Here is a 25,141-nt window from a genome sequence, read left to right on the forward strand (position 1 = left end):
CGACGGTGCATCACCGTTATCGGAGGAACGATTCATCGCGACCGCGGGAAGCCTCATCGCGGCCAGGTCCGCTCCTACGCGTCAGGGGGCGGGGTGGCTTGAAGTCGTCGTCGCTGCGCAGGGTGCCGTCTGCGCAATCTGGCGGGGACCGGCTCTCACGCTTCGTTGCAGCGCTGCCTTACGCGTGACGCGTAGGGGAGCCAGGACTTGTAGGAGCGGACCTGGCCGCGACGGTGCGTTACCGCCACCGTTATCGCATGACGCTTCATCGCGACTGGGAATGCATCATCGCGGCCAGGTCCGCTCCTACGCGTTCATAGAGTCGGCCGTCTTCGTCGGGTCGGTCTTCAGGATGTCGGCAGTGTGCCGGTGCCCCGTTTGGAGAGGCAGGTCTGCGCGGCTTGGTAGCGGCAGGATGCAGGCCTCGCACCGCACCGCATCGCACCGCGGCGTGCCGGACCCTGTGACCGACACGCTCCGTGCAATGCGCGCAATGCGTGCAATCGACACGCTGCATGCAGCCGATCTCAGCGCATGCAACCGCTCTCAGGCGTACGAAGCCGCGCTTAGCGCCACAGTGCCCGTCGCTATCAGAACACCAGCGCCGACATCTTGCGGCGGTAGCGGCCGACCAGGTCTTCGTCTTCGATCACGCGGAACGCATCGATCAGGCTGCGGCGCGGCAGGTTCTCGTCGAAGGCGCGATCCTGCCGCAGCATTTCCAGGAACTGTTCCAGCGCCGCTTCGTCGTTGCCGTCGAGCAGATGGCGCACGCCGAGCAGGTGACGCGCGCGCAGGTCGGCACCATTGGTGTCCACGGTGGCCTGCAGCGCGCTGGCGTCCGGGGCGTCCTTGAGCACATTGGCAAAACTCAGGCGGGCCTTGGCACGCACCGCGCGGTCGTCGGTGGCCAGGTTGGCGGGCAGGGCGTCGATCAACTGCTCGGCCTCGGCGGTGTCGCCGGTCTTGAGCAGCGCCAGCGCCAGATCCAGCTTGAGCTCGTCCTTGTCCGGTTCGGCGGCGATCGCCTCGCGCAACGCGGCGGCCTTTGCCTGCGGGTCCAGCGGCGCCTCGGGCAGCACCTCTTCGGCGATCTGCGGCTCGGCCGGCAGCACGCCGTGCTGGGTCAGGAATTCGCGCACCTGGCCTTCGGGCATCGCGCCGGGGAAGCCGTCGACGATCTCGCCACCTTTGACCAGGAACACCGTCGGCACCGAGCGGATCTGGAACGCCGCAGCGATCTGCTGTTCTTTGTCCACATCGACCTTGCCCAGCTCGAATGCGCCGTTGTACTCGCCTGCCAGCTTTTCCAGGATCGGCGTCAGCGACTTGCACGGCCCGCACCAGGTGGCCCAGAAATCCACCAGTACCGGTGTCGTCAACGATTTCTGCAGGACATCGGTCTCGAAGGTGTCGGTGGTGGCATCGAATACATGCGGCTTGTCGGACATGGGCTTCCTGTATGAGGTGACGGCAACAATGGGTGGTAATGGTGGCAAACCCGGCCGACACAAGGCCAGTCCGGGACGCCGAAGGGGGTTCACGCCGTGCGCGCCCGGCACGACAATGCCGCGTCCTGGTGGCGCCAACGCGCCCCGCAGCGGAGCACCACAATGGGAAGTACCGACAGCGCGCAGCGCTACCTGGGCCTGATCGCGGCAACCGTGTTCGTGCTGGCGCTGGCCGGGTTCGGGGCCACGCTGCCTGGCTATCTGCAGGCCAGCCACCCGGTCGCGCTGCTGGGCGCGCAAGGGGTGCCGCATGCGCTGGGCTTCAATCTGCTGGCGTTCGTGCTGGTCGGTGCGCTGGGCATGATCACCGGCGTCAGCCTGCTGGCGCGCATGCCGCCCAAGGCCGGCTGGAGCCTGCGCGTGGGCGGGCAGCTCATTGTGCTGGCCGGGCTGGCCTTCGTCGGCATGGGCATGCTGCCGCTGGATCCCACCGATCTGGATGGCCGCGCCAGTCAGGCGCATGCCACGGCCTGGTTGCTGTGGGCGGTGGCGTTTGTGCCGGGCATGCTGTTGATTGCCGCAGCGCTGCTCAATGCCCCCGAGACCCGCGCGTTGGCCTGGCTCAGCCTGGCGGCCGGGCTACTGGTGGCGGTGCTGGCATTTGGCCCGCCCGGCCTGCTGCGGCAGGCCATCGCACAACGCCTGGCGTTTCTGGCCTGGGTCGGCTGGCTGGCTGTGGCCGCCTGGATCTGGCCGGCAAAGCCTGCGATCTGAGCGAGCGGTTTGGAGCACCTGCTGCACTGCGGTACCCTGTCCCGCTTTGCACCGCCCGAGCATCCGCTCCCAATGTCCACCGTCGAACCCAACGCCTACGACCCGCAGCAGGTCGAATCCTCCGCCCAGCAGTTCTGGGACGCCACCCGCGCCTTCCAGGTCGACGAGAACTCGGATAAACCCAAGTTCTATTGCCTGTCGATGCTGCCGTACCCGTCCGGTGCGCTGCACATGGGCCATGTGCGCAACTACACCATCTCCGATGTGGTCAGCCGCTATAAGCGCATGACCGGCCACAACGTGATGCAGCCGATGGGCTGGGATGCGTTCGGGTTGCCGGCGGAAAACGCCGCGATCAAGAACAAGACCGCGCCGGCCAAGTGGACCTACGCCAATATCGAGCACATGCGCGGCCAGCTCAAATCGCTGGGCTATGCCATCGATTGGTCGCGCGAGTTCGCCACCTGCACGCCGGACTATTACGTGCACGAGCAGCGCATGTTCACCCGGCTGATGCGCAAGGGCCTGGCCTACCGTCGCAACGCGGTGGTGAACTGGGACCCGATCGATCAGACCGTGCTGGCCAACGAGCAGGTGATCGACGGCCGCGGCTGGCGCTCCGGTGCCTTGGTCGAAAAACGCGAAATTCCGCAGTGGTTCCTGCGCATCACCGATTACGCACAGGAACTGCTCGACGGCCTGGACCAGCTGGATGGCTGGCCGGACTCGGTCAAGACCATGCAGCGCAACTGGATCGGCCGCTCGGAAGGGCTGGAAATCCAGTTCGACGTGCGCGACACCGATGGCGCGCCGCTGGACCCGTTGCGCGTGTTCACCACCCGCCCGGACACGCTGATGGGCGTGACCTTCGTGTCGATCGCCGCCGAGCACCCGCTGGCGCTGCATGCGGCCAAATCCAATCCGGAACTGGCCGCGCTGCTGGAAACACTCAAACATGGCGGTGTCTCGGAAGCCGAGCTGGAAACCCAGGAAAAACGCGGCATGGCCACCGGCCTGAGCGCAGTGCATCCGATCAGCGGCGAGCAGGTGCCGGTGTGGGTGGCCAACTTCGTGCTGATGGGCTACGGCACCGGCGCGGTGATGGCGGTGCCCGGCCACGACCAGCGCGATTTCGAGTTCGCCAACAAGTATGCACTGCCGATCGTTCAGGTGGTCAAGCTGCGCGAGCCGCGCAATGAAGACGAACAGACCTGGGACGCCACCCAGTGGCGCGACTGGTACACCGAAAAAAGCCGCGAGCTGGAGCTGATCAATTCGGCCGAGTTCGATGGCCTGGATTTCGGCGGCGCCTTCGAAGCCTTGGCCGAGCGCTTCGAGCGCAAGGGCCAGGGCCAGCGCCGCATCAACTACCGTCTGCGCGATTGGGGTGTCAGCCGTCAGCGTTACTGGGGCTGCCCGATTCCGGTGATCTACTGCGCCAAGTGCGGTGCGGTGCCGGTGCCGGAAGACCAGCTGCCGGTGGTGCTGCCGGAAAACGTGGAATTTGCCGGCACCGGTTCGCCGATCAAGACCGATCCGACCTGGCGCCAGACCACCTGCCCGGACTGCGGCGGCCCGGCAGAGCGCGAGACCGACACCTTCGATACCTTCATGGAATCGAGCTGGTACGTGGCGCGCTACACCAGCCCCAACGCACGCGACATGGTCGACCGCCGCGCCAATTACTGGATGCCGGCCGATCTGTACGTGGGCGGCATCGAGCACGCGATCCTGCACCTGATGTACTTCCGCTTCTATCACAAGCTCATGCGCGACGCGCGGCTGGTGGACAGCGACGAGCCGGTGACCAACCTGCTCACCCAGGGCATGGTCATCGCCGACACGTTCTATCGCGACGCCGACAACGGCGGCAAGGACTGGATCAACCCGGCCGATGTCGAGGTCCAGCGCGATGAGCGCGGCCGCGTCACCGGCGCGGTGCTGGTCGCCGACGGCCAGCCGGTGCATATCGGCGGCACCGAGAAGATGTCCAAGTCCAAGAACAACGGCGTGGATCCGCAGTCGATGGTGGCCAAGTACGGCGCCGACACCGTGCGGTTGTTCTCGATGTTCGCCGCGCCGCCGGAGCAGTCGTTGGAGTGGAACGAAGCCGGCGTCGACGGCATGGCGCGTTTCATGCGCCGGTTGTGGGTACAGGTGCACAAGCATGTGGGCGAGGGCGCGGCCGTTGCGCTGGACGCCGCCAGCCTGAGTGCCGAGCAAAAGGCGATCCGCCGCAAGACCCACGAAACCATCGGCAAGGTCAGCGACGACTATGGCCGCCGCCACAGCTTCAACACCGCCATTGCCGCGGTGATGGAGTTGTCCAACGCGCTGGCCAAGTTCGACGACGCCAGCGACCAGGGCAGGGCGGTGCGGCAGGAAGCACTGGAAGCGATGGTGCTGCTGCTCAACCCGATCACCCCGCATGCCAGCCACGCGTTGTGGCAGGTGCTGGGCCGTGGCGAAACGTTGCTGGAAGACGTGGCGTTTCCGCAGGTCGATGCCAGCGCCTTGGTGCGTGACGCATTGACGCTGGCGGTGCAGATCAACGGCAAGCTGCGCGGCACCATCGAGGTGACGGCGGACGCCGCGCGCGAACACATCGAAGCGCTGGCCCAGGCCGAACCCAATGCCGCGAAATTCCTGGATGGGCTGACGATCCGCAAGATCATCATCGTGCCGGGAAAGATCGTGAACATCGTGGCGGGGTGATGGCGGCTGATCGGTCCGGTTGCCATTGCCGATCCGGGTAGTTTCCCGGAGCGGCGTGGCGACGCGGTGCAAGGTTGCTGCGGCGGTGTTGGCAATGTGTTGCACTGGCGCGTGGTGTTGCGCAGGTCCGCGCGCTGCAGTGGTTTTCTGCGATTAACTGCGCTGCTGCGTCGCGACGCATGGGTGAAGTTGCCGCGATGGTTCCAGATACTTCATTTCAGTCGCGCTTGGCGACGTGCAGGTGAGATTGTTGGAGTGGCTTCTGGTCATTCGTTTCACCGGCGCGTGGCGACGCGTTTGTCATTCCTGGGCGCCGCGTTGTTCCGCGGCGCCCTATCAAGCCCCGTTCACGCGGGCTGCGTCAGGCTAGCCGCCTGTTGCCGCCGCCGGGGCGCTCATCCAGACTGTGCCCATGATTCGATTTCCTACTGCTTTCGCTGCGTCCCTCGTGCTGGTCTCCAGCCTCACCGCCTGCGGCTTCCACCTGCGCAATTCGCTTGCGTTGCCGCCCGATACCCCGGCCGTGAAGGTGCAGTCCGCAGTGCAGTACAGCGAACTGGCCAAATTGTTGCGGCGTGGCCTCAAGGCTGCCGGCGCCACGCTGGCGGACGAAGACGCCAAGACCGGCTTTGCGCAGGTGCAGGTGTTGTCCGAGCGCTGGGGCGATCTGCCGATCGCCATCGACAGCCAGGGCCGTGCACAGGAATACAGCCTGCGCTACGCCGCCATCTTTACCGTCACCACCGCCAACGGTGCGGTGCTGGTGCCGCAGCAGGTGATCGAGCTGTCGCGCGACTACGTGTCGCCGCCGGTGGACGCCACCGGTACCGCCACCGAGCGCGAGATCCTGGCCGACGAGTTGCGCAAGGACATGTCGGCCTCGATCCTGCGGCGTATCGACAGCGTGGTGCGCGCCCGCGTGCAGCGTGGCGAGAGCCTGGAAAGCACGCCGACCGCGCCGCTGCCGCAGGCCACCACGCCGCCGGTGCAGCCGTCGACGCCCGAATCCAGCGTGCCGGCCTCGCTGCCGCCAGCGCCGCAGCCGTCGTCGAACAACTGAGCGTGGCGATCGCATCTCCCGCGTGTCTGTCAGGCGGGCGCAGCGACTGTCCGGAACTGACAGGCGTGGCGCGTGCTGGGCGTGACCAGCATCCAGTCGGCGGTCGCCTGCCGGCGGCGCGTGATGGCGCCTCGGCTAGCCTGCGACCTGGCGCGCGGTTGTAGGCATGGAACTTCGCCCAGAGCAGCTGGCCGGCCAGTCCAATCAGCCGTTGCAGCCGGCCTACCTGATCGCCGGTCCGGAAACCTTGCGCGTGCTCGAAGCAGCCGATGCGGTGCGCGCACGTGCGCGCGCCGAAGGCATCGGCGAGCGCGAGGTGTTCGATGCCGACGGCCGCGAGTTCGACTGGAACCAGCTCGACGCCAGCTTCAACGCGCCAAGCCTGTTCAGCCCGCGCCGGCTGGTGGAAGTGCGCCTGCCCAGCGGCAAGCCGGGCAAGGACGGTGCCGAAGTCATCACTCGCTTCTGTGCCAACCCGCCGCCGGACGTGGTGCTGCTGATCACCGCCAACGACTGGAGCAAGGCGCACCAGGGCAAGTGGGCCGAGGCGATCGGCCGCATCGGCACCATTGCGGTGGCCTGGGCGATCAAGCCGCATGAATTGTCCGACTGGATCGAGCGCCGCCTGCGCGCCCAGGGCCTGCGCGCCGACGCAGCCGCGGTGCAGCGCCTGGCCGAGCGGGTGGAAGGCAACCTGCTGGCCGCCGCGCAGGAGATCGACAAGCTGGCCTTGCTGGCCGACGGCAAGACGCTGGATCTGGAGGCGATGGAGTCGCTGGTGGCCGATGCCGCGCGTTACGACGTGTTTCGCCTGGCCGAAACCACCTTCTCCGGCCAGCCCGCCGCGGTGATCCGCATGCTCGCCGGGCTACATGCCGAAGGCGAAGCCGTCGCCGCGCTGATGCCGATCCTGATCAAGGAACTGCTGCGCACCGCTGCACTGGCAAAGGTGCAGGCCAACGGCGGCAACCTGGCCGCGGAAATGAAATCGCAGGGCATCTGGGAATCCCGCCAGGCCCCGTTCAAGCGCGCGCTGCAGCGTCATCCCGAGGCGCGCCGCTGGGAGCGCTTCGTCGCCGAGGCCGGCCTGGTCGATCGCATGGCCAAGGGCCGCGCCGACGGCGATGCATGGGTCGGCCTGGAACGCCTCCTGGTCGCGGTGGCCGAAGCGCGCGCGGTGAGATTGCTGGCGTGAGAGCCGGCAAGGCCGGGACCGGGGACCGGGGACCGGGGACCGGGGAAGGCATAGAGGCCGAGGCTGTTGACAGCGTCGCAATCCCTGGCCCACAGCCCGAGAACCCGGCCATTGCTGTGTCCGGTTCCCCGGTCCCCGGTCCCCGGTCCCTGCAAAAAGAACAACACCCGCACCAACCCACCGACCAGGGCCCTGCGCCTCGCTCTTCCGGGTCCCCGGTCCCCGGTCCCCGGTCCCGGTTTCAAGAGTCCCGGCTCCACCTCTACTACGGCGGCACCTTCGACCCGATCCACCTGGGTCACCTGGCCATCGCCTGCGCGGCACGCGACGAACTGGGTGCGCTCGTGCACCTGGTGCCGGCCGCCGATCCGCCGCATCGCGCCGCACCCGGTGCCACGGCCGCGCAGCGTGCGCAGATGCTGGAACTGGCGCTTGCCGGCCAGCCCGGGCTGCAGCTGGACAGCCGCGAGCTGCAGCGTGCCAGCCAGCAGCTGGCGCCGTCCTACACCGTGGAGACCTTGCGCGAGCTGCGCGAGGCACTGGGGCCGACCACGCCCATTGCCTGGTTATTGGGTGCCGACGCTTTCGTTGGACTGCACCGCTGGCACCAGTGGGAGGCGCTGTTCGAGCTGGCGCACTTCGTCATTGCCGCGCGGCCCGGCACATCCCTGGACCTGAGCGATGCGCCGCACCTGGCCGCCGCGGTGCAGGGGCGCTGGGCCGCCAGCACCGATGCACTGCTCGCCGCACCGGCCGGCCGGTTGTGGCAATTGCACCACCCGTTGCGCGGCGAATCGGCCAGCGCGGTGCGCGCGCAGATCGCTGCCGGCGGGCCCTTGCAGGCGCTGGTGCCTGCTGCGGTGGCCGGCTTTATCGCCCGGGAAGGCCTGTACGGCTGCCACCGCGCGGCTAGCTGAACACGCATCCGCCCGGACCGGCCTATAATTCACGCTAATTCCATCGAGTTGCCCGCTTTGACCAGTCAAGCCCAAGTCATCAAGACCTCCATCCCGAATCCGCCGCCGTCCGTGCCGGCCCTGCTGGCCACCGTGCGCGAGGCCGTGGAGGAGCTGAAAGCCAAGGACGTGGTCGAGATCGACGTGCGCGGCAAGTCCAGCGTCTGCGATTACATGGTGGTTGCCTCGGGCACCTCGACCCGCCACGTCAAATCGATCGCCGAAGAAGTGGTCAAGTTCGCCAAGCGGCTGGACGTGATGCCGTTGGGTGTGGAAGGCGAGCGCGAAGCCGAGTGGGTGCTGGTCGACCTGGGCGATGTCGTGGTGCACGTGATGCTGCCGCGCGTCCGCGAGTTCTACGCGCTGGAGCGTTTGTGGACCGTGGGCGACCAGCGTCCGGACGATGTGGTTGCCGATTCCGAGGAGTAACTGGCCCCGGCATGGCGAGAAAGCTGCAAGCCACCCCGGATACCGCTGCTTCGCACGCGCTGCAGCGGTTGCACAGTGGCGCTGCGCAGGCGTCCGGTGCAGCAGCGTCGCCGGCCCGCAAACGCTTTGACCGGCTGTTGCGCGACTTGGAACTGCATCGCGCCCAATTGCAGGCCTGGCAAGTGGCGCTTGCGCAATGGCGCGAGCGCTACCACAGCGAGCTGCAGCCCTTGCTCGACCGTCGACGCGATGCCGATATCGCCCTGGTCGAGGAACTCGATCGCGCACACGCTTCCTACAAGCTGGGAAAGGCCGATCGCGAGTTCTTGTCGGATCTGCTGTGCAACATCGCCGGTCCGCTGATCGAAGCCGGCCACGAGGCGCTGCGGCCGATCTACGATCGCCACAGTGTCGTCGGCTATGACCAGGACGTCTCCGAGTCCGATGCGCTGATGAAGCAGATTCTCGGCCAGGCCTACGGACTGGATGCCGACGAACTGGATGCGATCGACTCGCCAGAAGAACTCTTCGAGCGCGTGAGCGAGCGCCTGGAGCAAGAGCACGCCCAGCAGCAGCAACGCCAGACGCAGCGCCGCAAACGCGCCGAGCGGAAGGCCACTGCCGCCACTGCCGAACCCCCGCCGTTGCGCGAGCTGTATCGCAAGCTGGCCGGCAATCTGCATCCGGACCGCGCCAAGAACAACGATGACCATGCCTCGCGCACCATCCTGATGCAGCGGCTCAATGCCGCCTATAAGGCGGGCGATCTGCTGGGTTTGCTCGAACTGCAGGCCGAGATCGGCCTGATGGACGCGCAAGGCGTGGACGCGATGAACCCGACGCGGTTGCAGGAGTACAACCGCGAACTGGACCGCCAGTGCAAGGACCTGCAGCAGCAGGTGCAGCAGCAAGCGGGCGACTTCTGCGCCGAGTATGGATTGGACCTGCCGTCGCGCCCGAAGCCGGAGCGGCTGGGCAGATTGATGGCGCAACTCAAGCGTGAGGTCGAAGACGAGTTGATGGAGGCACGCCAGGGACTGCGCGAACTGGGCGATCCGCAATCGTTCAAGCGCTGGTTGAAGATGCAGCGCGTCGTGTCGAGCGTGCCCGAAGCGCCCTGGTTCTGACCATGCGCGGCAATGACGCGAGTGGCTGCGCTGCGCGACCGAACGCGTCTGCCTATGCGCGGTTCCCAACAGCCGGTGATGCCAACAGGTGATGCCAACCGGGCGCCGATAGCGAGGCTTTAGAGTGGCCAATACAACGCTGTGCTCACCGCCAGGCCGGCGCGGCCGGTGCTTGGTGTGGCATGTGCCACGCGGACACTCCGGTTCTGAGCGCGCCGTCCACACCCGCCTGACGATTGCTCGCTATGTGTTGTTAGCCGCTCTTGGCTGCAGCGACCGACCACGCTGACCGTGCGACCAGCCTGCCGCCACGCGCGACATTCGGAGGTGGCGCATCGACTGTGCGCCTGCATGCGCTACGTTTTCGCTGTTGGCCTGCGGATCTTTCGGCACGCTTGAAACCTGCCGGATGAGCGGTGATACGCCCTCCGGCAGGTGTCGCGTCGTGCAGAGAACAGGCTTACAACGGCCCGCGTTCCCATGGCCCGGTGATGGCCAAGGTAATCCCCGGCGTCTGGATGTTGACGAACAAGGTGCGTGCCAACGGGTCCCAACAGGCGCCGCAGAACTCGGTGTCGCGGTAGTCGCCTTCGGCAATGGTCTTGCCGGCATCGGCAATCTGCTGCGAGGTGAGCTGCACGTTGTTCTTGGCCAGATAGAACGATTCGCCGTTGCGGGTCAGGCCCAGCAAGCGCGCGCCGGGGCCGTATTCGTCCGGGCTTTCGCCGCCGTCTTCGCACAGCACCACGCCGCCGCGCGCACTGACGGTGACGTTGTCCGGGTTATGCGCCGCCAGCTGATTGCCGCTGACGAACAGCGCGCTCAGGCGCTGGGTGAACAGGTCCAGCACCCACACCGCGCCATTGCCGTAACCGCGCCGGCCCTGCGCATCCACACCGGTGCTGGTGTCGACGATGAACATCTTGCCGTAGCTGTACCAGATGCCTTCGCCGCGGCTCATGCGCAGCGCGCCATCGGCCCAGGCTTGTGCAAACGGCCCGCTCAAGGTGTCGTTGGCGCCGATGTCGGCAAAGCCCGCCGGTGCGGCGATGCTGTCCAGATCGGGCTCGCTGATATCCACCCACTCCAGCTGGAACTGCTGGCCGATGCTTGCCACGGTGAGGTCGGCATTGCGACGTCCGCGCACGCGCGCGGCCTGCAGCCGGCCGCCGTTTTCCAGCGAGCCATTGCGGCCGCGGCGGTCGTTGGGAATGAAGCGATACAGGCCGGCCTTGTTGCGGTCGTCCTCGGTGAGATAGACGGTGCCGGTGCGCGGGTCGATCGCCACCGCCTCATGGCTGAAACGGCCCAGCCCCACCAGCGGACGGCCGGTGGTGCGATGGCTGTCCGGGTCCACTTCGAACACATAGCCGTGCTTGTGGCCGGTGCTGGAGACCGCGTTGGTCTTGATCTCTTCGCAGCTCAGCCAGGTGCCCCACGGGGTCGGCCCGCCGGCGCAGTTGACCAGCGTGCCGCCCAGGCTCGGCTCCAGGCTGCCCCAGCCACGGCGGCCGTAGCTCAGCGTGGTAGTGCCGCCGCCGGCCTGTTGGGTGCCGCTGACGATGCCGGTGTCGTACATGGCCGGTGCGCGGAACGGGCTGCCGGCGCCGCGCTCATGGTTACGGATCAACACGTATTCCAGGCCGCGCAGCGGGTCGCTGCCCGGACGCCAGTCGGGTCGACGCAGACCGACCACGGCCATACCGTCGTGGCGGTCGGGGCAGGGCTGGCCATCGTCCATGCGGTCGCCGCTCCAGCCGAACGAGCGGTAGCTGAAACCGCGCGGCAGCTGCAGCAGCGGCAGGCCGGTGCTCTGGTCGGCGACCGGGGCGAGCGGGCCGTAACGGCTGGGGACCGGTGCGAGCCGCACCGACGGGGACGTGGCGGCCTGGGCCTGGCGCGATTGCAATGCGCCCAAGCTGCCAAGGGCACCGGCGGCCATGACGGCGGCGCTGCCCTTGAGAACCTGGCGGCGGGCGGGATCGAAAATCGGCATCGAACGACTCCTGCGTGGCTGGGTGGTCGGGCGACACTAATTGCCGGCTGTAACCACGCCATGACACGCAACGACAAATCGCCACGGACTGCCCAGGCTGTGACGCGGATATCATGTACGGATGAAATGCCGACTCATCGCCACCGGCGAACGCGCACCGGCCTGGGTGGCGCAAGGTTTTGCCGAATATCAAAAACGTCTGTCGCACTGGATGCCGCTGGAGCTGGTCGAGATCGAACCCGGCCTGCGTGGCAAGGGACGCGATGGGCAACGCGCCATCGACGATGAAGGCCGTCGCGTCATCGCCGCGCTGCCCAAGAACGCGCATGTCGTGGCGCTGGATGTGCCCGGTCGCCCGCTGAGTTCAGAGCAACTCGCCCAGCGTATGGAACACTGGCGCGGACAGGGGCGCGACCTGGCCTTCCTGATCGGCGGCCCGGAAGGTCACGCGGCCGATGTACTGAAAAATGCCAACGAAAGCTGGTCGATCGGCCCGCTCACCTTGCCGCACATGTTGGTGCGCCTGATCGTGGCCGAGCAGCTGTACCGCGCTGCGGCGATGCTGGCCAATCATCCGTATCACCGGGCGTAATGACGTCATGACGTCATGCCGAGCGCGGTGCAGCTGGCGTCATCGGAGCGGCTGATCACCCAAACCCGCGAGATCGGCCCGCTCACGCTGCTGCACATGCCGGTGCATTTGAGTGTGGCCGAGCAGTTGCATCGCGCTGCGGCGATGCTGGCCAATCACTCGATTCAACGCGTTGGACGGGATCTGCGTCAGCACGCAACGGCTTGCTCGATAGCGCGACTGCGCAACGTCTGCTCAGCTTCCAGACGAATGCGATCCGAAGCGATGGCCGAGGTGTGTCGCGCGCTGTTGCCGGTTTTGATCGCGTCGGCGGGAGCCGTCGTGCCGCTCGCTCGCTTCCTTCTGCTGGCCGTCCCCAGCCCATTGATGCGTCGGGTGGTCACTGGCGCTCCCAGTGGTCATGCGGCAGGCGAAGGACACTGCGGCGTGGCCGCTACGCTTGCTGCCTGGCGCGCGTGCGTTCGTAGCGGGATAGTTGGCGCCAGCGGGTGCGTAGAGGTTCGCAGTGGTGCGGCGGCCGCAGTTGCAGGCCGCCGCGTCGGTCCACGCTTCAATTCAACGAAGCTTCAATTCAACGAAAAACTTACCGGCACCAATCCGTAGGCCTGCACGGCCTGGCCGTTTTGCATCGCCGGCTGGAAGCGCCAGCTGCGCAGCACCTGGCTACGCGCGGCCAGATCGAGCGCGCGATGACCGCTGCTGGTTTGCACGCTCACTTCGGCCGGGCGTCCATCGGTACCCACCAGCACGCGCAGCAGCACTGTGCCTTGCTGCCCCGCACGCAATGCAGCCACCGGGTAACTCGGTGCGGGCGAACTCAGATACTGCAACTGCCCCGCCTCGATCGGCCCGCTCGGTGCAGCGATGGTGGGCGCGCTGTCCATCGCGGTGCCGGTTGCCGGGAGGGTAACTGACGTGGTGTCGACCACGGATGTCTGGTCGATGAGAGGAGTCGGCACCTGCACCGGGACTGGCACGGTCTTGGGTGGTGTCTGCGTCTTCGGTGTGAAATTCACAGTGACCGGGATTACCAGCGGCGGTGGTGGGGCGGTCGGTATCGTGATCGGCATGACCCAACGCGGCTCGGGGGGCGCTTGCGGAACCGCCCGATACGACAGCGGGATCAGCAACAAGCCACCGGCCAGCAGATGCAGCGCCACGGCGGTGCTCATCGCCAGGACGCGCGAGGTGTCGATGCCAAGGGGACGGGAAGAAACTTGCGATTGCGTGCGAACCATCATCCACCTCCAAAACGGAACTGCGGAAAGGACCTGCGCGGCCCGGACGCACTACACCATCCGGTAGCGTAGGTTTACCGCAGCGCGCGCGGCTGCACAAGTACGACGCGTAGCTGCGACGGGTTTGCGACATCGCCGACGATGGCGGATCGATATCGCCACGACGGCGATATCGATAGCTAGCTGAGTTTCTTTACGGTGCCAACGCGGATCAGCGTTCGCGCATGCAGACGCCCAGCCGAAGCTGGGCGTTGCGGTAGAAAAGCCCAGCCCGTTGCCGGGCTGGGGAAACGACGCTGACGGGAGAGTGCGTCAGTAGTCGTACGCCACCGAGAACATCGCGTAGCGTGGCTGGGTGAAGAACGCGCCCATACCGTAGGTGTTGGATAGCGTGAACGCGCTGTCTTCCCAGGTGGAATCGACCTGCAGCGGTTTACGCTCGTTGAAGATGTTGAAGGCCTGCAGCGTCATGGAGAGCTTGTTGTCGGCGAACGCGGGGCGATAGGTCAGGCCCAGGTCGACGATCTTTGTCCAGGGCAGGCGACCTGCGTCGCCCGGGCGCGAGGGTTGGCCGTTGCAGGTGTGGTACGCGGAGCCATAACCCACCGGATCGCCGGCATCGGAATCCTCGCTGATGCCGTTGATGCTCACGTAGCCAAGGCAGGATTTCGGCGTGCCGGACAGCACGCGGATGTTGCCCGCAATCAGCCATTCGGGCGCGATCTGGTAGGAACCGTAAATCTTGATCTGATGGCGGCGATCATTGGCCAGGTAGCCGCCCGAGTACCACATCAGCGCAGCGGCATCCCAGTCCTGGGTCTTGGAGACATCGGTCTGGCCGATATCGGATTTGATCTGCCCTTCGGTATTGCCGAAATTGCGCGACCAGGTGTAATCGATGCGGCCTTCCCACTTGCCGTCGAACGGATGTTGCAGGAACAGGTCCACCGCCAGATAGGTGCGCTTGGCCTTCTTGTCGAAGCCCCAGTCCGACGGCGACATCGATACCGACGTGCGGCCGGAGCCATCCAGGTTGGCCAGGCTGAAGGAATTGGTTTCGCCGGGATTGAAGATGATGCAGCCGGGCACGTTGACGGTGCTGGGATCTACGCCGATCGCGGTCAACTTGGTCCGCATCCGATCCGCATCGCAGACGTCGTCGATGGTGGCGCCGAGCGAGCGGTAAGTGGCCTTGGCACCAGTCACCCAGTTCTCGCCAAGCGTCTTGTCGAAGCCAAGCATGAACTCGTCCTGGTACATCGACTTCAGGTCGGTGGCGGCGATGCCGGCGGCATCCGGAGCTTGGCCGCATTCCAGATTGGAGGAGACGACATTGCCCGAACAGGAGAATCCGGCGGATGGATCGACCGCGACCGGCGTCAGCCCGGTCGGGCTGCCCTGCGCATCGATGCCGGTGTAGGTGAAGTATTCGCGCGTAAACGTGGACGGCGATGCGCCACGGATGGCCACGCTGTTAGGCAGCGCCAGGTAGTAGCGACCGGCGTTGCCGTAGACCTTGAGCGAGGAGTCGCCGAACACGTCCCAACTCAGCCCCAAGCGCGGCGCCCACTGATCGCCACTGGTCACGTAGGGCACACCCGCGTCGTTGAAGTTGGTGAACTTGTCGTTGCGGATACCCAGCGTCAGCAGCAGCTTGTCGTTGACCTGCCATTTGTCTTCGAGGAAGTAGGCTTTTTGCTCGACGGACATACTGGTCGCGGTATTGAACACGGAGCGATAGGCGTAGTAGCCATTACCACCGGCCGGACCCACGCCCAGCGCAGCGCTGATGGGCGAGGTGGGGCGCGAAGAGCGTCCATAGATCCAGCGGAAGCCCGGGCCGGTGGTGATGACACCTTCGTTGTTGGCATTGAAATACATGTTGTCCACACCTGCAGTGAGGGTGTGGCTGCCCAACACATATTCCAGGTCGATGCGCAGACCGCGCGTCTTGTTTTCGCCATCGCGCGCCTGGCTGGAGGTCTGGTTGTTGCGGATCTCGCTGCCACCGGTGATGGCCGGGTCCTGCAGATTGGTGTTGGTCAGCAGCGGTGCGGTGCTGGGGTTGTTGCGGAAATCGGTCTGACGGCTCTTGCCGTAGGTGGCGCTCAAGGTGAGATCGTCGGTGATGTAGCTGGTGTACTTGCCGATGTAATAGCGGTCGTTGACCTTGACCGTATCGGCGAATGCGCCGTTGGCGTCGCCGTTGAGGCCCTGGTATCCGTTGAAATCGCTGTAAGCACCGCCATCGCGCGAATTATTCTTGACGCCGGTCAGTTCGAGGATGTTGCTGTCGTTGATGTTCCAGTCGATCTTTGCGTAGACCTTCGGCTCATCGGTGCGGTAGTTGTTGCGGCCGATCACCGGGTCGTCCCTGCGTGCGGTGGAAACGCCTTCGGTGCGTTCCTGCTCTGCGGCGACAAAGACGAACAGGCGGTCTTCGATCAGCGGGCCGCCGCCATAAACGCTATAGACCGTATTCCAAAAAGTGTCGTCCTTTCGGCTACGGTAAAGAGTGCCGGGCAGGCTGTCGTCGCTGTATTCATAGCCGGCAGGTGGGGCCGCATTCGGGAAGAAGACATTTTTGTTGTCGCTGGACAGCGACTTCGGACGCCATAGCACTTGCGCGCCGAAATGCCATTCGTTGGTGCCGCGCTTGCCGAGCTGGCTGAGGACGCCGCCCGCGGAGCGGCCGTAACGCGCGCTGTAACCGCCGGTATAGGTTTCCTGCTGATCGATCGCGCCGAACGGCAGGGTGACGCCGCCAATGTTGGAGAGCGGATTGGAGCTGAGGTAGCCGTTGAGGTAATAGGCATTTTCGGTGACGCCCGCACCGCCGAAGGAAATGGCGTTGCCGAAATAGCCGCTGCCTTGCACGGCTCCTGGTGACAAAAGCGCAATCGCCTCACCCGAGCGCGCCAGCGGCAAACGCTGCAGCTGTTCGGCGGTAATCACCGTGCGCGATGCGGTGGCGGAGACATCCACCGGTGAGATGTTCTTGCCGGTCACGGTGATGGTGCCCAGGTTGGTGGCCTCGGACGAGGTATTGCTGGCGAACGACACATCGGTGCCCGCGCCGACGCGCAGGGCAATGTTCTTGCGTGTCTCGACGGCCTGTCCGTCGCGTTGCAAGGTGACCGTGTAGGTGCCGACGGGAAGATTGCCGATGGCGTATCGCCCGTTCGCGTCGACGGTCGCTGTCCGGGCAAAACCAGTATCGCTTTGTGCAGTGATGGTTGCACCAGCAGCAGCGGGCGCGCTCCCGTAGATGCCGGCGGTGGTGCTCTGCGCAGCGGCAGTGCCGGACGTCAGCACGCCGACCGCGCCGCTCAACGCAAGCGCGAGCACGCTGATGCGGGCATGGCGTGCGCGCGATGGTGGATGGAAGCTGCGCTTCGAGGCAGGGTGGCCGGTCATCATCTCTCTCCAGAGGAGCGCCATCACGAATATGACGGTGCGCTGACAACCGATGCTAGAGCGCTGTAGCGCTCGCTTAAAGAATAATTTCTCTAAATTTCATGTTTTTTTAAGCACAAACCTTAAGAATCGCCTATTCACATTGATAATATGTGACCTTGGGCACTTGAAAGTTACCTATTTCAAGTTTTAAGTGAAACTTGCGTCCTGTTATAGCGCTCCGATTTCGCGCTTCCGTTTGGAGAAGCCTCGCAACCGCATTCCAGAAACGACACTGCCCTCCGAAGAGGGCAGTGGGGACAAGCTTTGGGCCGAGATCCGCTTCTTCAGCGCCCCAATTCGAATGTCGCCTCCAGCGTGATCGACAGCGTGCTTTCGCCGGGCGCCACCTGGGTATCCATCTCGGCCTTGGCCGAACGCATCGAGGCGGCCATCATCATCGGGCGCACCACGCCGCCGCCGCTGCGGCCTTCGGAGATGCTGACGATGCGGCGCACCTTCAGTCCCAGCGATTTTGCGTAGGTCTCTGCGCGGGCTTGGGCTTTTTTGAGTGCGGCCACGCGGGCTTCGTCGTAGGCCTCCTCTGGCTGGTCGACGGAGAAGCTGGGGCCGTTGATGTCGTTGGCACCCTGGGCGACCAGCGTGTCGAGCACCTTGCCGAGCTTGGCGATGTCGCGCACCTTCAGGCTAACGGTGTTGCTGGCCTGATAGCCGATGATCTTCGGCGCTTCGTTTTCCTTGTAGGTGTATTGCGGGCTCAGGTTGATGCCGCTGGTCTGCACGTCCTTGTCGGCGATGCCGGCGGCCTTCACGGCAGCCATGACCTTGCTCATCTGTTCGGCGTTCTGGCGCATGGCGGCGTTGCTGTCAGCAGCCTGGGTGACCACGCCTGCAGACAGGGTGGCGATATCCGGCACGCGCTTGGCTTCCGCTTCGGCCGACACGTTGAGCAGGGTGCCGTCGTTGGGGATGGTGTAGTTCGACGCGGATTGCGCGTGTGCGGTCATGGCGGTTCCGGCAGCGATGGACAGGGCCAGCAACAACGGCTTGAGGGTGGTACGCATGAGATCTCCTTGTCTGTGGTGCGAGCGTGTTGGGAGGTCGATGAATATGTTGTGAGTCAAACGCCGACGCGCCACCGCCGCGCGGGTGCGAAGTCAGCGGGCGAGCACGGCCAACAGGTATGCTGGGCGGATGCTCTATCTCGCCTCCCGTTCGCCACGCCGACAAGAACTGCTGCAACGCCTGGATGTGCCGTTCCAGACCCTGGAACTGGACGTGCCCGAGCTGCGCGCGCGCGCCGAATCGCCCGAACAGTACGTGCAGCGGGTTGCGCTGGACAAGGCGCGCGCCGGCCTTGCGCAGGTGCAGGCACGCGACCCCGATGCGATCGTGCTGGGCTCGGATACCGAAGTGGTGCTGGGCGAGCGCGTGTTCGGCAAACCGGTCGATGTCGACGATGCGATCGCGATGCTGCGTGTGTTGTCAGGTCGCACCCACCAGGTACTCACGGCGGTGGTTCTAGTCTGTGCACAGCGCGCTCCGGCGCAGGCATTGGTGGTGTCGGAGGTGACCTTCGACACGCTCGATGACGCGCAGATCGCTGCCTATGCCGCCTGTGGCGAGCCCATGGGCAAGGCCGGTGCCTACGCGATCCAGGGGCGCGCAGAACGTTTTATCAGCCATTTGTCCGGTAGCTATTCCGGCGTGATGGGATTGCCGCTGCATCACACCTCGCAGTTGCTCACAGCCTTCGGAGCACATTGATGTCGGAAGAGATTTTGGTCAACGTCACTCCGCGCGAAACCCGCGTGGCGGTGATCGAGAACGGCATGCTGCAGGAGCTGCATATCGAGCGCGGTTGGCGCCGGGGCGTGGTCGGCAACATCTACAAGGGCAAGGTGCAGCGGGTGATGCCCGGCATGCAGGCGGCGTTTGTCGAAGTCGGGCTGGAGCGCGCTGCGTTCCTGCACGCCAACGACGTGGTGCGCCCGGCACCGGCTCCGGCCAGCGTGGTCGATACCGAAGAAACCCCGATCCCGCCACCGCCGGCAGCGTCCGTTCCGATTGTCGAGCTGCTGCGCGACGGCCAGGACATCGTGGTGCAGGTGGTCAAGGACCCGATCGGCACCAAGGGCGCCCGGCTGACCACACAGATCAGCATTCCCTCGCGCTACCTGGTGCTGCTGCCGCAATCCAAGATCGTCGGGGTGTCGGCGCGGATCGAGGACGAGGCCGAGCGCCTGCGTCTGAAGACTATCGTCAGCGAGGTCTCGGCCCAGCACGGTGGCTTCGGCTACATCATCCGCACCAATGCCGAAGGCCAGCCGGCCGAAGCCCTGGCCGAGGACATCGCCTACCTGTCGCGGGTCTGGAACGTGGTCGAGCGGCGCGGCCGCGAAGCGCCGCCGTGCAGCATCATCTATGAAGACCTGAGTCTGCCGCTGCGTGCGGTACGCGACCTGATCCGCAAGGATGTGGAAAAGGTCAAGGTCGATTCCAACGAGACCTTCGTGCAATTGCAGGCGTTTGTGGCCAAGTACATGCCGGTGCTGGCCGAGCGGCTGGAGCTGTATACCGGTGACCGGCCGATCTTCGACCTGTACGGGGTCGAGGACGAGATCGGGCGCGCGTTGAACAAGCAGGTGCCGCTCAAGTCCGGTGGCTATCTGGTGATCGACCAGACCGAAGCGATGACCACCATCGATGTCAACACCGGCTCGTTCGTTGGGCAGCGCAATCTCGAAGAAACCGTGTTCCGCACCAATCTGGAAGCGGCGCAGGCGGTGGCGCGGCAGCTGCGGCTGCGCAACCTGGGCGGCATCATCATCATCGACTTCATCGATATGGACGATCCCGAGCACCGTCGCCAGGTGCTGCGTACGCTGGAAAAGGCGCTGGCCCGCGACCACGCCAAGACCACGGTGTACGAGTTCTCGCCGCTGGGTCTGGTGGAAATGACCCGCAAACGCACCGTCGAAAGCCTGGAGCGGCAGTTGTCGGAAACCTGCGGCCAGTGCGGCGGGCGCGGCACCATCAAGACCGCCGAAACGGTGACTTACGAGATCTTCCGCGAGATCACCCGTGCGGTGCGCCAGTTCGATGCCGCGCGGCTGCTGGTGATCGCCTCCTCGAAGGTGGTCGCGCGCATCACCGACGAAGAATCCGCAGCGGTGGCCGAGTTGGAAGAATTCCTGGGCAAGAGCATCCGCTTCCAGTCCGACGACCAGTATCTGCAGGAGCAGTTCGACGTGGTGTTGCTGTGAGGCGGGGAATGGAGAGTCGGGAATCGGGAATGGATGTGGAGCGAAAGCCACTGTTCGGGACGCGACTGACATCTTTTTTAGAATGGTGCCGCGCGCGAACAGATGATCGTGCGCTCGGCGCGATGCGCGCTCTTACGATTCCCGATTCCCAATTCCCCACTCCCCGCGTCTAATGCCCACCCCGCTGCGCCGCCGTCTGCGTCTTTTCCGCCGCTATGCGATCACTGCCTGCGCGCTTGCGCTGGTGGCGGTCGCGTTGCTGGTGGGCGCGGCCAGCCAGGCGTTGCCGTTGGCCGAGGAGCATCCGCAGCAGATCGCCGACTGGTTGAGCCAGCGCGCCGGGCAGCAGATCGCCTTCGATCATCTGGAGACCGAGTGGACCCGGCGCGGCCCACTGCTGCGGCTGGATGGCCTGCGGATCGGTCCGCAGGGCGAGGTGCGCGTGGGCCAGGCGGAGATCCTGCTGGCGATGTATGCCGGGTTGTTGCCTGGGCACTCGTTGACCGAAGTACGCCTGCGTGGATTAGCGCTGACCTTGCAACACAGCGACGACGGCGTGTGGTCGGTGCAGGGCCTGCCGAGCGGGAAGGGTGCCGACCCGCTGGATGCACTGCGTCGGCTTGGCGAGATCCAGCTGGCCGAGGCACGCCTGAAGGTGAACGCGCCATCGATCGGCCTGGACACCTCCTTACCGCGGATCGACCTGCGCCTGCGCGTGAGCGGTTCGACGGTCAGGGTGGGCAGCCGCAGCTGGATCGATCTCACGCGTGCGCCGCTGACCGCGGTGCTGGAGTTCGACCGTGACAGCGGCGACGGCAGCGCGTATGCGCAGGCCGAGCCGGTCGATCTGGCGGCATGGGCATCGCTGCTGCAGGTCGGCGGCATGCGCGTGGAAGGCGGCGGTGGGCGTTTGCAGGCCTGGGCGCAGCTGCATGCGCGCCGCATTACCGGCGTCACCGTCGATGCCGACCTCACCCAGGTGGCGCTGTCCGGGGTGCCACTAGCGGACGAGACCGCCCGCCGCACGCTGCGCTGGGAGCGTCTGCAGGCACGTGCGCGCTGGCAGACCATCGATGGCGGCTGGCGGCTGGACGCGCCGTTGCTGCGGCTGGGGCAGGCGGCCACGTTGCAGCATCTGGACGGGCTGAGCATTGCCGGCGGGCGTCGCTATGCGGTGGCCGCCAGACAGGGCGATGTCTCCGGCCTGATTGCCGCCGCCGCATTGAGCGATCGGCTGTCGCCTGCGCTGCGCCGCTGGCTGATCCTGTCCAAACCGCAGCTGCGTGTGGCCGATCTGCAGATCGCCGGCGAGCAGGGCGGCGCCGTGCGTGCGCAGGGGCAGATCGAAGACCTCGCTTTCCTGCCGGTGGGCAACTCGCCGGGGATCAGCGGTTTGCGCGGCCGCGTCGACGGCGACGCACAGGGCGGCGAGTTGGAAACCGCGCCGGACGCCACGGTGCGCTTCGACTGGCCCACCGGCTTTGGCGTGGTGCATGAGATTCAACTGGCCGGCAAGATCGTCGGCTGGCGCGAAGGAGCGGGTTGGCAGGTCGCCACTCCGGCCCTGCGTGTGCAGGCCAAGGACTACGGCGCCAATCTGCGCGGCGGGCTGTGGTTCCAGAACGACGGCACCCGCCCGCGCCTGCAACTTGCCGCGCAACTGGACGATGTGGCGCTGCCGGTGGCGCGCAAGTTCTGGATCCGCTCGAAGATGAGCAAGGCCGCCATCGACTGGCTGGACATGGCCGTGGCCGGCGGCGTGATCACCGGTGGCACCGGCCTGGTCAGCGGCGATCTGGACCAATGGCCGTTCGACGACAACGACGGGCGCTTCGAAGCGTTCGGGCAGATCCGCGACGGCGTAATTCGCTTCAATCCGGAGTGGCCGGCGATGGAGCAGGTGCAGGCCGATCTGCGCTTCATCGGCAATGGGTTTTCGTTGCAGGGCAGTGGCGATCTTGCCGGTACCCCGATCGCGCAACTGGACGCGGGCATTCCCAGCTTCAAGACGTCCGAGCTCTACGTGCGCGCCTCCACCCAGGCCGACGCGGCGCAACTGCTGGGCATGCTGCGCAAGAGCCCGCTGGAGCGCCGCTACGGCGATACCTTGCGTAATCTCACCGTGTCCGGCCCGGCGGCGGTGAGCTTCGACCTGCTGCGCCCGTTGCGCACCAAGGGCGTGGGCGGGCATCTGCAGGGCACGGTGGCCTTGCAGGGCGCCAAGTTGGCGGACGCGCGCTGGAATCTGGCCTTCGACCAGGTCAGCGGACAGGCCGAGTATCGCGATACCGGGTTTGCGGCCGAGCATCTGAGCGTGCAGCACCAGGGCCGCAGCGGCGAGCTGGCACTGCGCGCCGGTGGCTTTGTGCAGGACCCCAGGCAGGCCTTCGAAGCGCGCCTTGACGCCACCCTGGATGCCAGGGAATTGTTCGACCGCGCCCCGCAGATGGAATGGCTGCGCCCGTACGTGCATGGCAGCGCGCCGTGGCAGGTGGGGGTGAATGTGCCGCTGCCAAACCCGGGTCAAGCGGATGCGCAGGCGCTGCTGACGCTGCGCTCGGACTTGGTGGGCACCACGTTGGACTTGCCCGCGCCGCTGGATAAACCGGCCACCCAGGCGCTGGACACGCAGGTCAAGGTGGCCCTGCCGGTCGGCGATGGCGATATCGACGTCGCCTTCGGCAAGCTGGTGGCGCTCAAGGCCAGCAGCCATGGCGAGCAGACCGGCGTGCGGGTGGTCATGGGCACCGACACGGTGACCGAGCGCCCGCCCGCCAACGGGCTGGTGGTGACCGGACGCACCGCTTCGCTGGATGCGATCGACTGGATCAGCCTGGCGCGCGGCAGCAGCGATCAGGACATGCCACCACTGCCGGGCCAGCCGGCAACGCCCAAGAAAGACGCCGTGCCGCTGCAGCAGGTGGACGTGCAGGCAGACAAGCTGCTGATGATCGGCGGTGTGTTTCCGCAGACACGGCTGCGGCTGCGCCCGACCCGCGATGCGGTGGCGGTGACCCTGGATGGCCCTTCGCTGGCCGGCCAACTCACCGTGCCCAACGCCGACGGCGGCATCGTGCAGGGCAAGCTCAACACCGTGCGCTGGCAGCCGGTGGCCGACGCGCCCGAGCCTGCGGCCCCTGAGCCTGGCGACCCGCTGGCCGGTGCCCTGCCGGAACCGGCACGCCGCGCGGTCGCCGAGTTCGATCCGGTCTCCATCCCGCCGCTGGCGCTGGATATCGACGACCTGCGCGTGGGCAAGATGACCCTGGGCGCGGCCATTCTGCGCAGCAGCCGGCTCACCGACGGCATGCAGGTGGATCAGCTGCAACTGCGCTCGGACGACCAGAGCATCGGCCTGACCGGCGCCTGGCGCGGCAAGGGCGATGCCGCCAGCACGCGGCTGTCGGCGCGGGTGGACAGCCGCAACCTCGGCAACCTGTTGCAGAACCTCACCCTGGGCGGCCAGCTGCGCGGCGGCGAAGGCCAGCTGGAACTCAACGCCGGCTGGCAGGGCTCGCCGACCGGTTTTGCGCTCGGCTCGCTGGACGGCAACCTGAAGGTGGATGTCCGCAATGGCCAGCTATTGGAAGTAGACCCGGGCGCCGGTCGCGTGCTGGGCCTGCTCAGCGTGGCGCAGTTGCCGCGCCGGTTGATGTTCGACTTCCGCGATTTCTTCTCCAAGGGCCTGGCCTTCAACACGCTGGACGGCGAGGTGCGCTTCGGCGACGGCTTCGCGCGCACCGACGCCATTCGCATTGCAGGCCCCGCTGCCGAGATCGCCATCCGCGGTCAGACCGATCTGCGTGCGCAGACCTTCGACCAGACCGTGGATGTGAACCCCAAGGCCGGCAACCTGCTGACCGTGGTCGGTGCGGTGGCCGGCGGGCCGGTGGGCGCGGCAGTGGGCGCGGCCGCCAATGCGGTGCTCGGCAAGCCGCTGGGCGCGATCGGCGCCAAGACCTACCACGTCACCGGGCCGTGGAAAGACCCGCAGGTGGATGTGGTCGAGCGCGAAACGCGCGAACGTGCACCGAGCAAACCTGCGCCCGCCGGTAAACCCGCTGCGCCACCGCGCTGACGTACTCAGTCGCCGGCAGCGTCATCGTCGCTGCCGGCACGCGTGAACATCGGCAGGCGCAGTCGCGCGCGGTGGCCCGGCACCACCGGCTGCTCCGGCCCCGCGACGCCGCGAAAATACCCGCGCTGCCACTTTGCGCGCGCCGCGGCCGATTGCGTATCGGGTAATTCATCGAGAAAGCGCGTGCGGCTGTGCGTCCAGTCGGCATGTTGCTGCGCCAGGTCCGGTGCTTCGGAAAGCGGCATCCACTGCGGCTGCACCTGTTCGATCACCTGCCGCTGCAGCGGGAACAGATGGCAGAACGGCTCACCTGCGTCGAAGCGCACCTGGCCGGGCCGGGTGAAGCGCCAGTTCATGGTGAAGGTGTACGGGCTCCAGTCGGTTTCCACCAGGCCGCTCAACGCGCCGATGCCGTCCTTGGGCCGGTTCAACGGGCCGGTGACGAACAGGTCGACGCCTTCGTCGGTGCGAAACAGGCACGGCACATGGAAGGTCAGCACGCCGTAGCCGAAGTGGCTGATCGCCGGCGCTGCGTTGCCGGCATCGGGCACGATCCGGAGCGCGTCCAGCCCGTCGCGGCCATCCCAACTGGCCTGGAAGCCGGACTGGCACAGCAGCTCCCAACCATGCGCGTTCGCAATCGCCAGCGGCAGGCAGCGGTACGCATAGCGTTGATCGGTGGCGTCCATCCAGTCGCGCGCATGCGGGGCAGGGCGGATGTCCAGGGTGTGGCCCTCCAGAACGTGGGCGATGAGCTTCATGCGCAGGCGATGGTTGCAGGGCGAGCCGGCGATGATAGCCGCGCCACATGTTCAGCCGGACGACTTGTCTCCCCGGCGCGCGGGCC

17 protein-coding genes, 1 other RNA gene and 1 pseudogene are annotated in these 25,141 nt (G+C 66.2%); 13 read left to right on the forward strand and 6 right to left on the reverse strand.

Features of this window, described 5'->3' with window-relative positions; genetic code table 11:
* Positions 1-590 precede the first annotated feature (590 nt).
* Entirely contained in the window at positions 591-1,451 is an 861-nt protein-coding gene (gene trxA / locus RQH86_RS07530) for a thioredoxin (RefSeq protein ID WP_311238309.1), read from the reverse strand.
* A 162-nt stretch (positions 1,452-1,613) separates the two neighbouring features.
* Between trxA and RQH86_RS07535 the strand changes: the two genes are divergently transcribed.
* The 8 genes from RQH86_RS07535 (at position 1,614) to RQH86_RS07570 (ending at position 9,966) form a co-directional block, all read left to right on the forward strand.
* Positions 1,614-2,225: a DUF998 domain-containing protein gene (locus RQH86_RS07535; RefSeq protein WP_311238310.1), complete on the forward strand. Its 612-nt coding sequence runs from the start codon at positions 1,614-1,616 to the stop codon at positions 2,223-2,225.
* A 72-nt stretch (positions 2,226-2,297) separates the two neighbouring features.
* Positions 2,298-4,940, forward strand: coding sequence for a leucine--tRNA ligase (gene leuS / locus RQH86_RS07540; protein WP_311238311.1), 2,643 nt, complete (start codon positions 2,298-2,300; stop codon positions 4,938-4,940).
* 412 nt (positions 4,941-5,352) lie between these two features.
* Positions 5,353-6,000 carry an LPS assembly lipoprotein LptE gene (gene lptE / locus RQH86_RS07545; RefSeq protein ID WP_055849928.1) on the forward strand — a complete coding sequence of 216 codons (648 nt, stop codon included), beginning with the start codon at positions 5,353-5,355 and terminating at the stop codon, positions 5,998-6,000.
* A gap of 166 nt (positions 6,001-6,166) precedes the next feature.
* A complete protein-coding gene (gene holA / locus RQH86_RS07550; RefSeq protein ID WP_311238312.1) occupies positions 6,167-7,195 on the forward strand; it encodes a DNA polymerase III subunit delta in 1,029 nt (342 codons plus the stop codon).
* Complete coding sequence (gene nadD / locus RQH86_RS07555) at positions 7,192-8,112, forward strand: nicotinate-nucleotide adenylyltransferase (RefSeq protein ID WP_311238313.1); 921 nt, start codon at positions 7,192-7,194, stop codon at positions 8,110-8,112. Before holA ends, nadD begins: the two co-directional genes overlap by 4 nt.
* Positions 8,113-8,169: 57 nt before the next feature.
* Positions 8,170-8,580 carry a ribosome silencing factor gene (gene rsfS, locus RQH86_RS07560; protein WP_055849932.1) on the forward strand — a complete coding sequence of 137 codons (411 nt, stop codon included), beginning with the start codon at positions 8,170-8,172 and terminating at the stop codon, positions 8,578-8,580.
* An 11-nt stretch (positions 8,581-8,591) separates the two neighbouring features.
* Complete coding sequence (locus RQH86_RS07565) at positions 8,592-9,707, forward strand: J domain-containing protein (protein WP_311238314.1); 1,116 nt, start codon at positions 8,592-8,594, stop codon at positions 9,705-9,707.
* A 182-nt stretch (positions 9,708-9,889) separates the two neighbouring features.
* Positions 9,890-9,966, forward strand: a non-coding RNA gene (locus RQH86_RS07570) — sX9 sRNA.
* Between the two features lie 201 nt (positions 9,967-10,167).
* On the opposite strand, the gene RQH86_RS07575 is transcribed toward RQH86_RS07570, so the two are convergent.
* Complete coding sequence (locus RQH86_RS07575; protein ID WP_115528452.1) at positions 10,168-11,703, reverse strand: alkaline phosphatase PhoX; 1,536 nt, start codon at positions 11,701-11,703, stop codon at positions 10,168-10,170.
* A gap of 121 nt (positions 11,704-11,824) precedes the next feature.
* Here RQH86_RS07575 and rlmH point away from each other — a divergent pair, with 121 nt between their 5' ends.
* A complete protein-coding gene (rlmH, locus tag RQH86_RS07580) occupies positions 11,825-12,295 on the forward strand; it encodes a 23S rRNA (pseudouridine(1915)-N(3))-methyltransferase RlmH (RefSeq protein ID WP_311238315.1) in 471 nt (156 codons plus the stop codon).
* Between the two features lie 72 nt (positions 12,296-12,367).
* Positions 12,368-12,454: pseudogene (locus RQH86_RS07585) on the forward strand (23S rRNA (pseudouridine(1915)-N(3))-methyltransferase RlmH); the annotation flags it as partial.
* Between the two features lie 407 nt (positions 12,455-12,861).
* Here RQH86_RS07585 and RQH86_RS07590 read toward each other — a convergent pair.
* The 3 genes from RQH86_RS07590 to RQH86_RS07600 form a co-directional block, all read right to left on the reverse strand.
* A complete protein-coding gene (locus tag RQH86_RS07590) occupies positions 12,862-13,536 on the reverse strand; it encodes an energy transducer TonB (protein WP_311238316.1) in 675 nt (224 codons plus the stop codon).
* Positions 13,537-13,845: 309 nt separating this feature from the next.
* The gene (locus tag RQH86_RS07595) at positions 13,846-16,950 is read right to left on the reverse strand and encodes a TonB-dependent receptor (RefSeq protein ID WP_311238317.1); all 3,105 of its coding nucleotides are present in this window, start codon (positions 16,948-16,950) and stop codon (positions 13,846-13,848) included.
* Positions 16,951-17,276: 326 nt separating this feature from the next.
* Positions 17,277-18,014: an SIMPL domain-containing protein gene (locus RQH86_RS07600; protein ID WP_311238318.1), complete on the reverse strand. Its 738-nt coding sequence runs from the start codon at positions 18,012-18,014 to the stop codon at positions 17,277-17,279.
* A gap of 130 nt (positions 18,015-18,144) precedes the next feature.
* On the opposite strand from RQH86_RS07600, the gene RQH86_RS07605 reads away from it, so the two are divergent.
* From RQH86_RS07605 to RQH86_RS07615, 3 genes are all read left to right on the forward strand, one after another.
* The gene (locus tag RQH86_RS07605) at positions 18,145-18,717 is read left to right on the forward strand and encodes a Maf-like protein (protein WP_055849947.1); all 573 of its coding nucleotides are present in this window, start codon (positions 18,145-18,147) and stop codon (positions 18,715-18,717) included.
* Entirely contained in the window at positions 18,717-20,216 is a 1,500-nt protein-coding gene (gene rng, locus RQH86_RS07610; RefSeq protein ID WP_055849948.1) for a ribonuclease G, read from the forward strand. Before RQH86_RS07605 ends, rng begins: the two co-directional genes overlap by 1 nt.
* Before the next feature lie 172 nt (positions 20,217-20,388).
* Positions 20,389-24,294 (forward strand): YhdP family protein, encoded by a 3,906-nt coding sequence (locus tag RQH86_RS07615; RefSeq protein WP_311238319.1) that lies wholly within the window; start codon positions 20,389-20,391, stop codon positions 24,292-24,294.
* A gap of 5 nt (positions 24,295-24,299) precedes the next feature.
* Here the strand turns inward: RQH86_RS07615 and RQH86_RS07620 are convergent, their stop codons facing one another.
* Complete coding sequence (locus tag RQH86_RS07620) at positions 24,300-25,055, reverse strand: DUF6065 family protein (protein ID WP_311238320.1); 756 nt, start codon at positions 25,053-25,055, stop codon at positions 24,300-24,302.
* Positions 25,056-25,141: the final 86 nt, after the last annotated feature.

The sequence above is a fragment of the Xanthomonas sp. WCS2018Noco2-27 genome (assembly GCF_031843525.1).
GTDB lineage: Bacteria > Pseudomonadota > Gammaproteobacteria > Xanthomonadales > Xanthomonadaceae > Xanthomonas.

Bases quoted from the DNA above. Each gene is read 5' to 3' on its own strand.
- RQH86_RS07605 (WP_055849947.1), top strand. From the start codon at position 18,145: ATGCTCTATCTCGCCTCCCGTTCGCCACGCCGACAAGAACTGCTGCAA.
- RQH86_RS07620 (WP_311238320.1), bottom strand. From the start codon at position 25,055: ATGAAGCTCATCGCCCACGTTCTGGAGGGCCACACCCTGGACATCCGC.
- rlmH (WP_311238315.1), top strand. From the start codon at position 11,825: ATGAAATGCCGACTCATCGCCACCGGCGAACGCGCACCGGCCTGGGTG.
- trxA (WP_311238309.1), bottom strand. From the start codon at position 1,451: ATGTCCGACAAGCCGCATGTATTCGATGCCACCACCGACACCTTCGAG.
- RQH86_RS07565 (WP_311238314.1), top strand. From the start codon at position 8,592: ATGGCGAGAAAGCTGCAAGCCACCCCGGATACCGCTGCTTCGCACGCG.
- RQH86_RS07590 (WP_311238316.1), bottom strand. From the start codon at position 13,536: ATGATGGTTCGCACGCAATCGCAAGTTTCTTCCCGTCCCCTTGGCATC.
- holA (WP_311238312.1), top strand. From the start codon at position 6,167: ATGGAACTTCGCCCAGAGCAGCTGGCCGGCCAGTCCAATCAGCCGTTG.
- RQH86_RS07535 (WP_311238310.1), top strand. From the start codon at position 1,614: ATGGGAAGTACCGACAGCGCGCAGCGCTACCTGGGCCTGATCGCGGCA.
- RQH86_RS07595 (WP_311238317.1), bottom strand. From the start codon at position 16,950: ATGACCGGCCACCCTGCCTCGAAGCGCAGCTTCCATCCACCATCGCGC.
- rng (WP_055849948.1), top strand. From the start codon at position 18,717: ATGTCGGAAGAGATTTTGGTCAACGTCACTCCGCGCGAAACCCGCGTG.
- RQH86_RS07575 (WP_115528452.1), bottom strand. From the start codon at position 11,703: ATGCCGATTTTCGATCCCGCCCGCCGCCAGGTTCTCAAGGGCAGCGCC.
- leuS (WP_311238311.1), top strand. From the start codon at position 2,298: ATGTCCACCGTCGAACCCAACGCCTACGACCCGCAGCAGGTCGAATCC.
- RQH86_RS07615 (WP_311238319.1), top strand. From the start codon at position 20,389: ATGCCCACCCCGCTGCGCCGCCGTCTGCGTCTTTTCCGCCGCTATGCG.
- lptE (WP_055849928.1), top strand. From the start codon at position 5,353: ATGATTCGATTTCCTACTGCTTTCGCTGCGTCCCTCGTGCTGGTCTCC.
- RQH86_RS07600 (WP_311238318.1), bottom strand. From the start codon at position 18,014: ATGCGTACCACCCTCAAGCCGTTGTTGCTGGCCCTGTCCATCGCTGCC.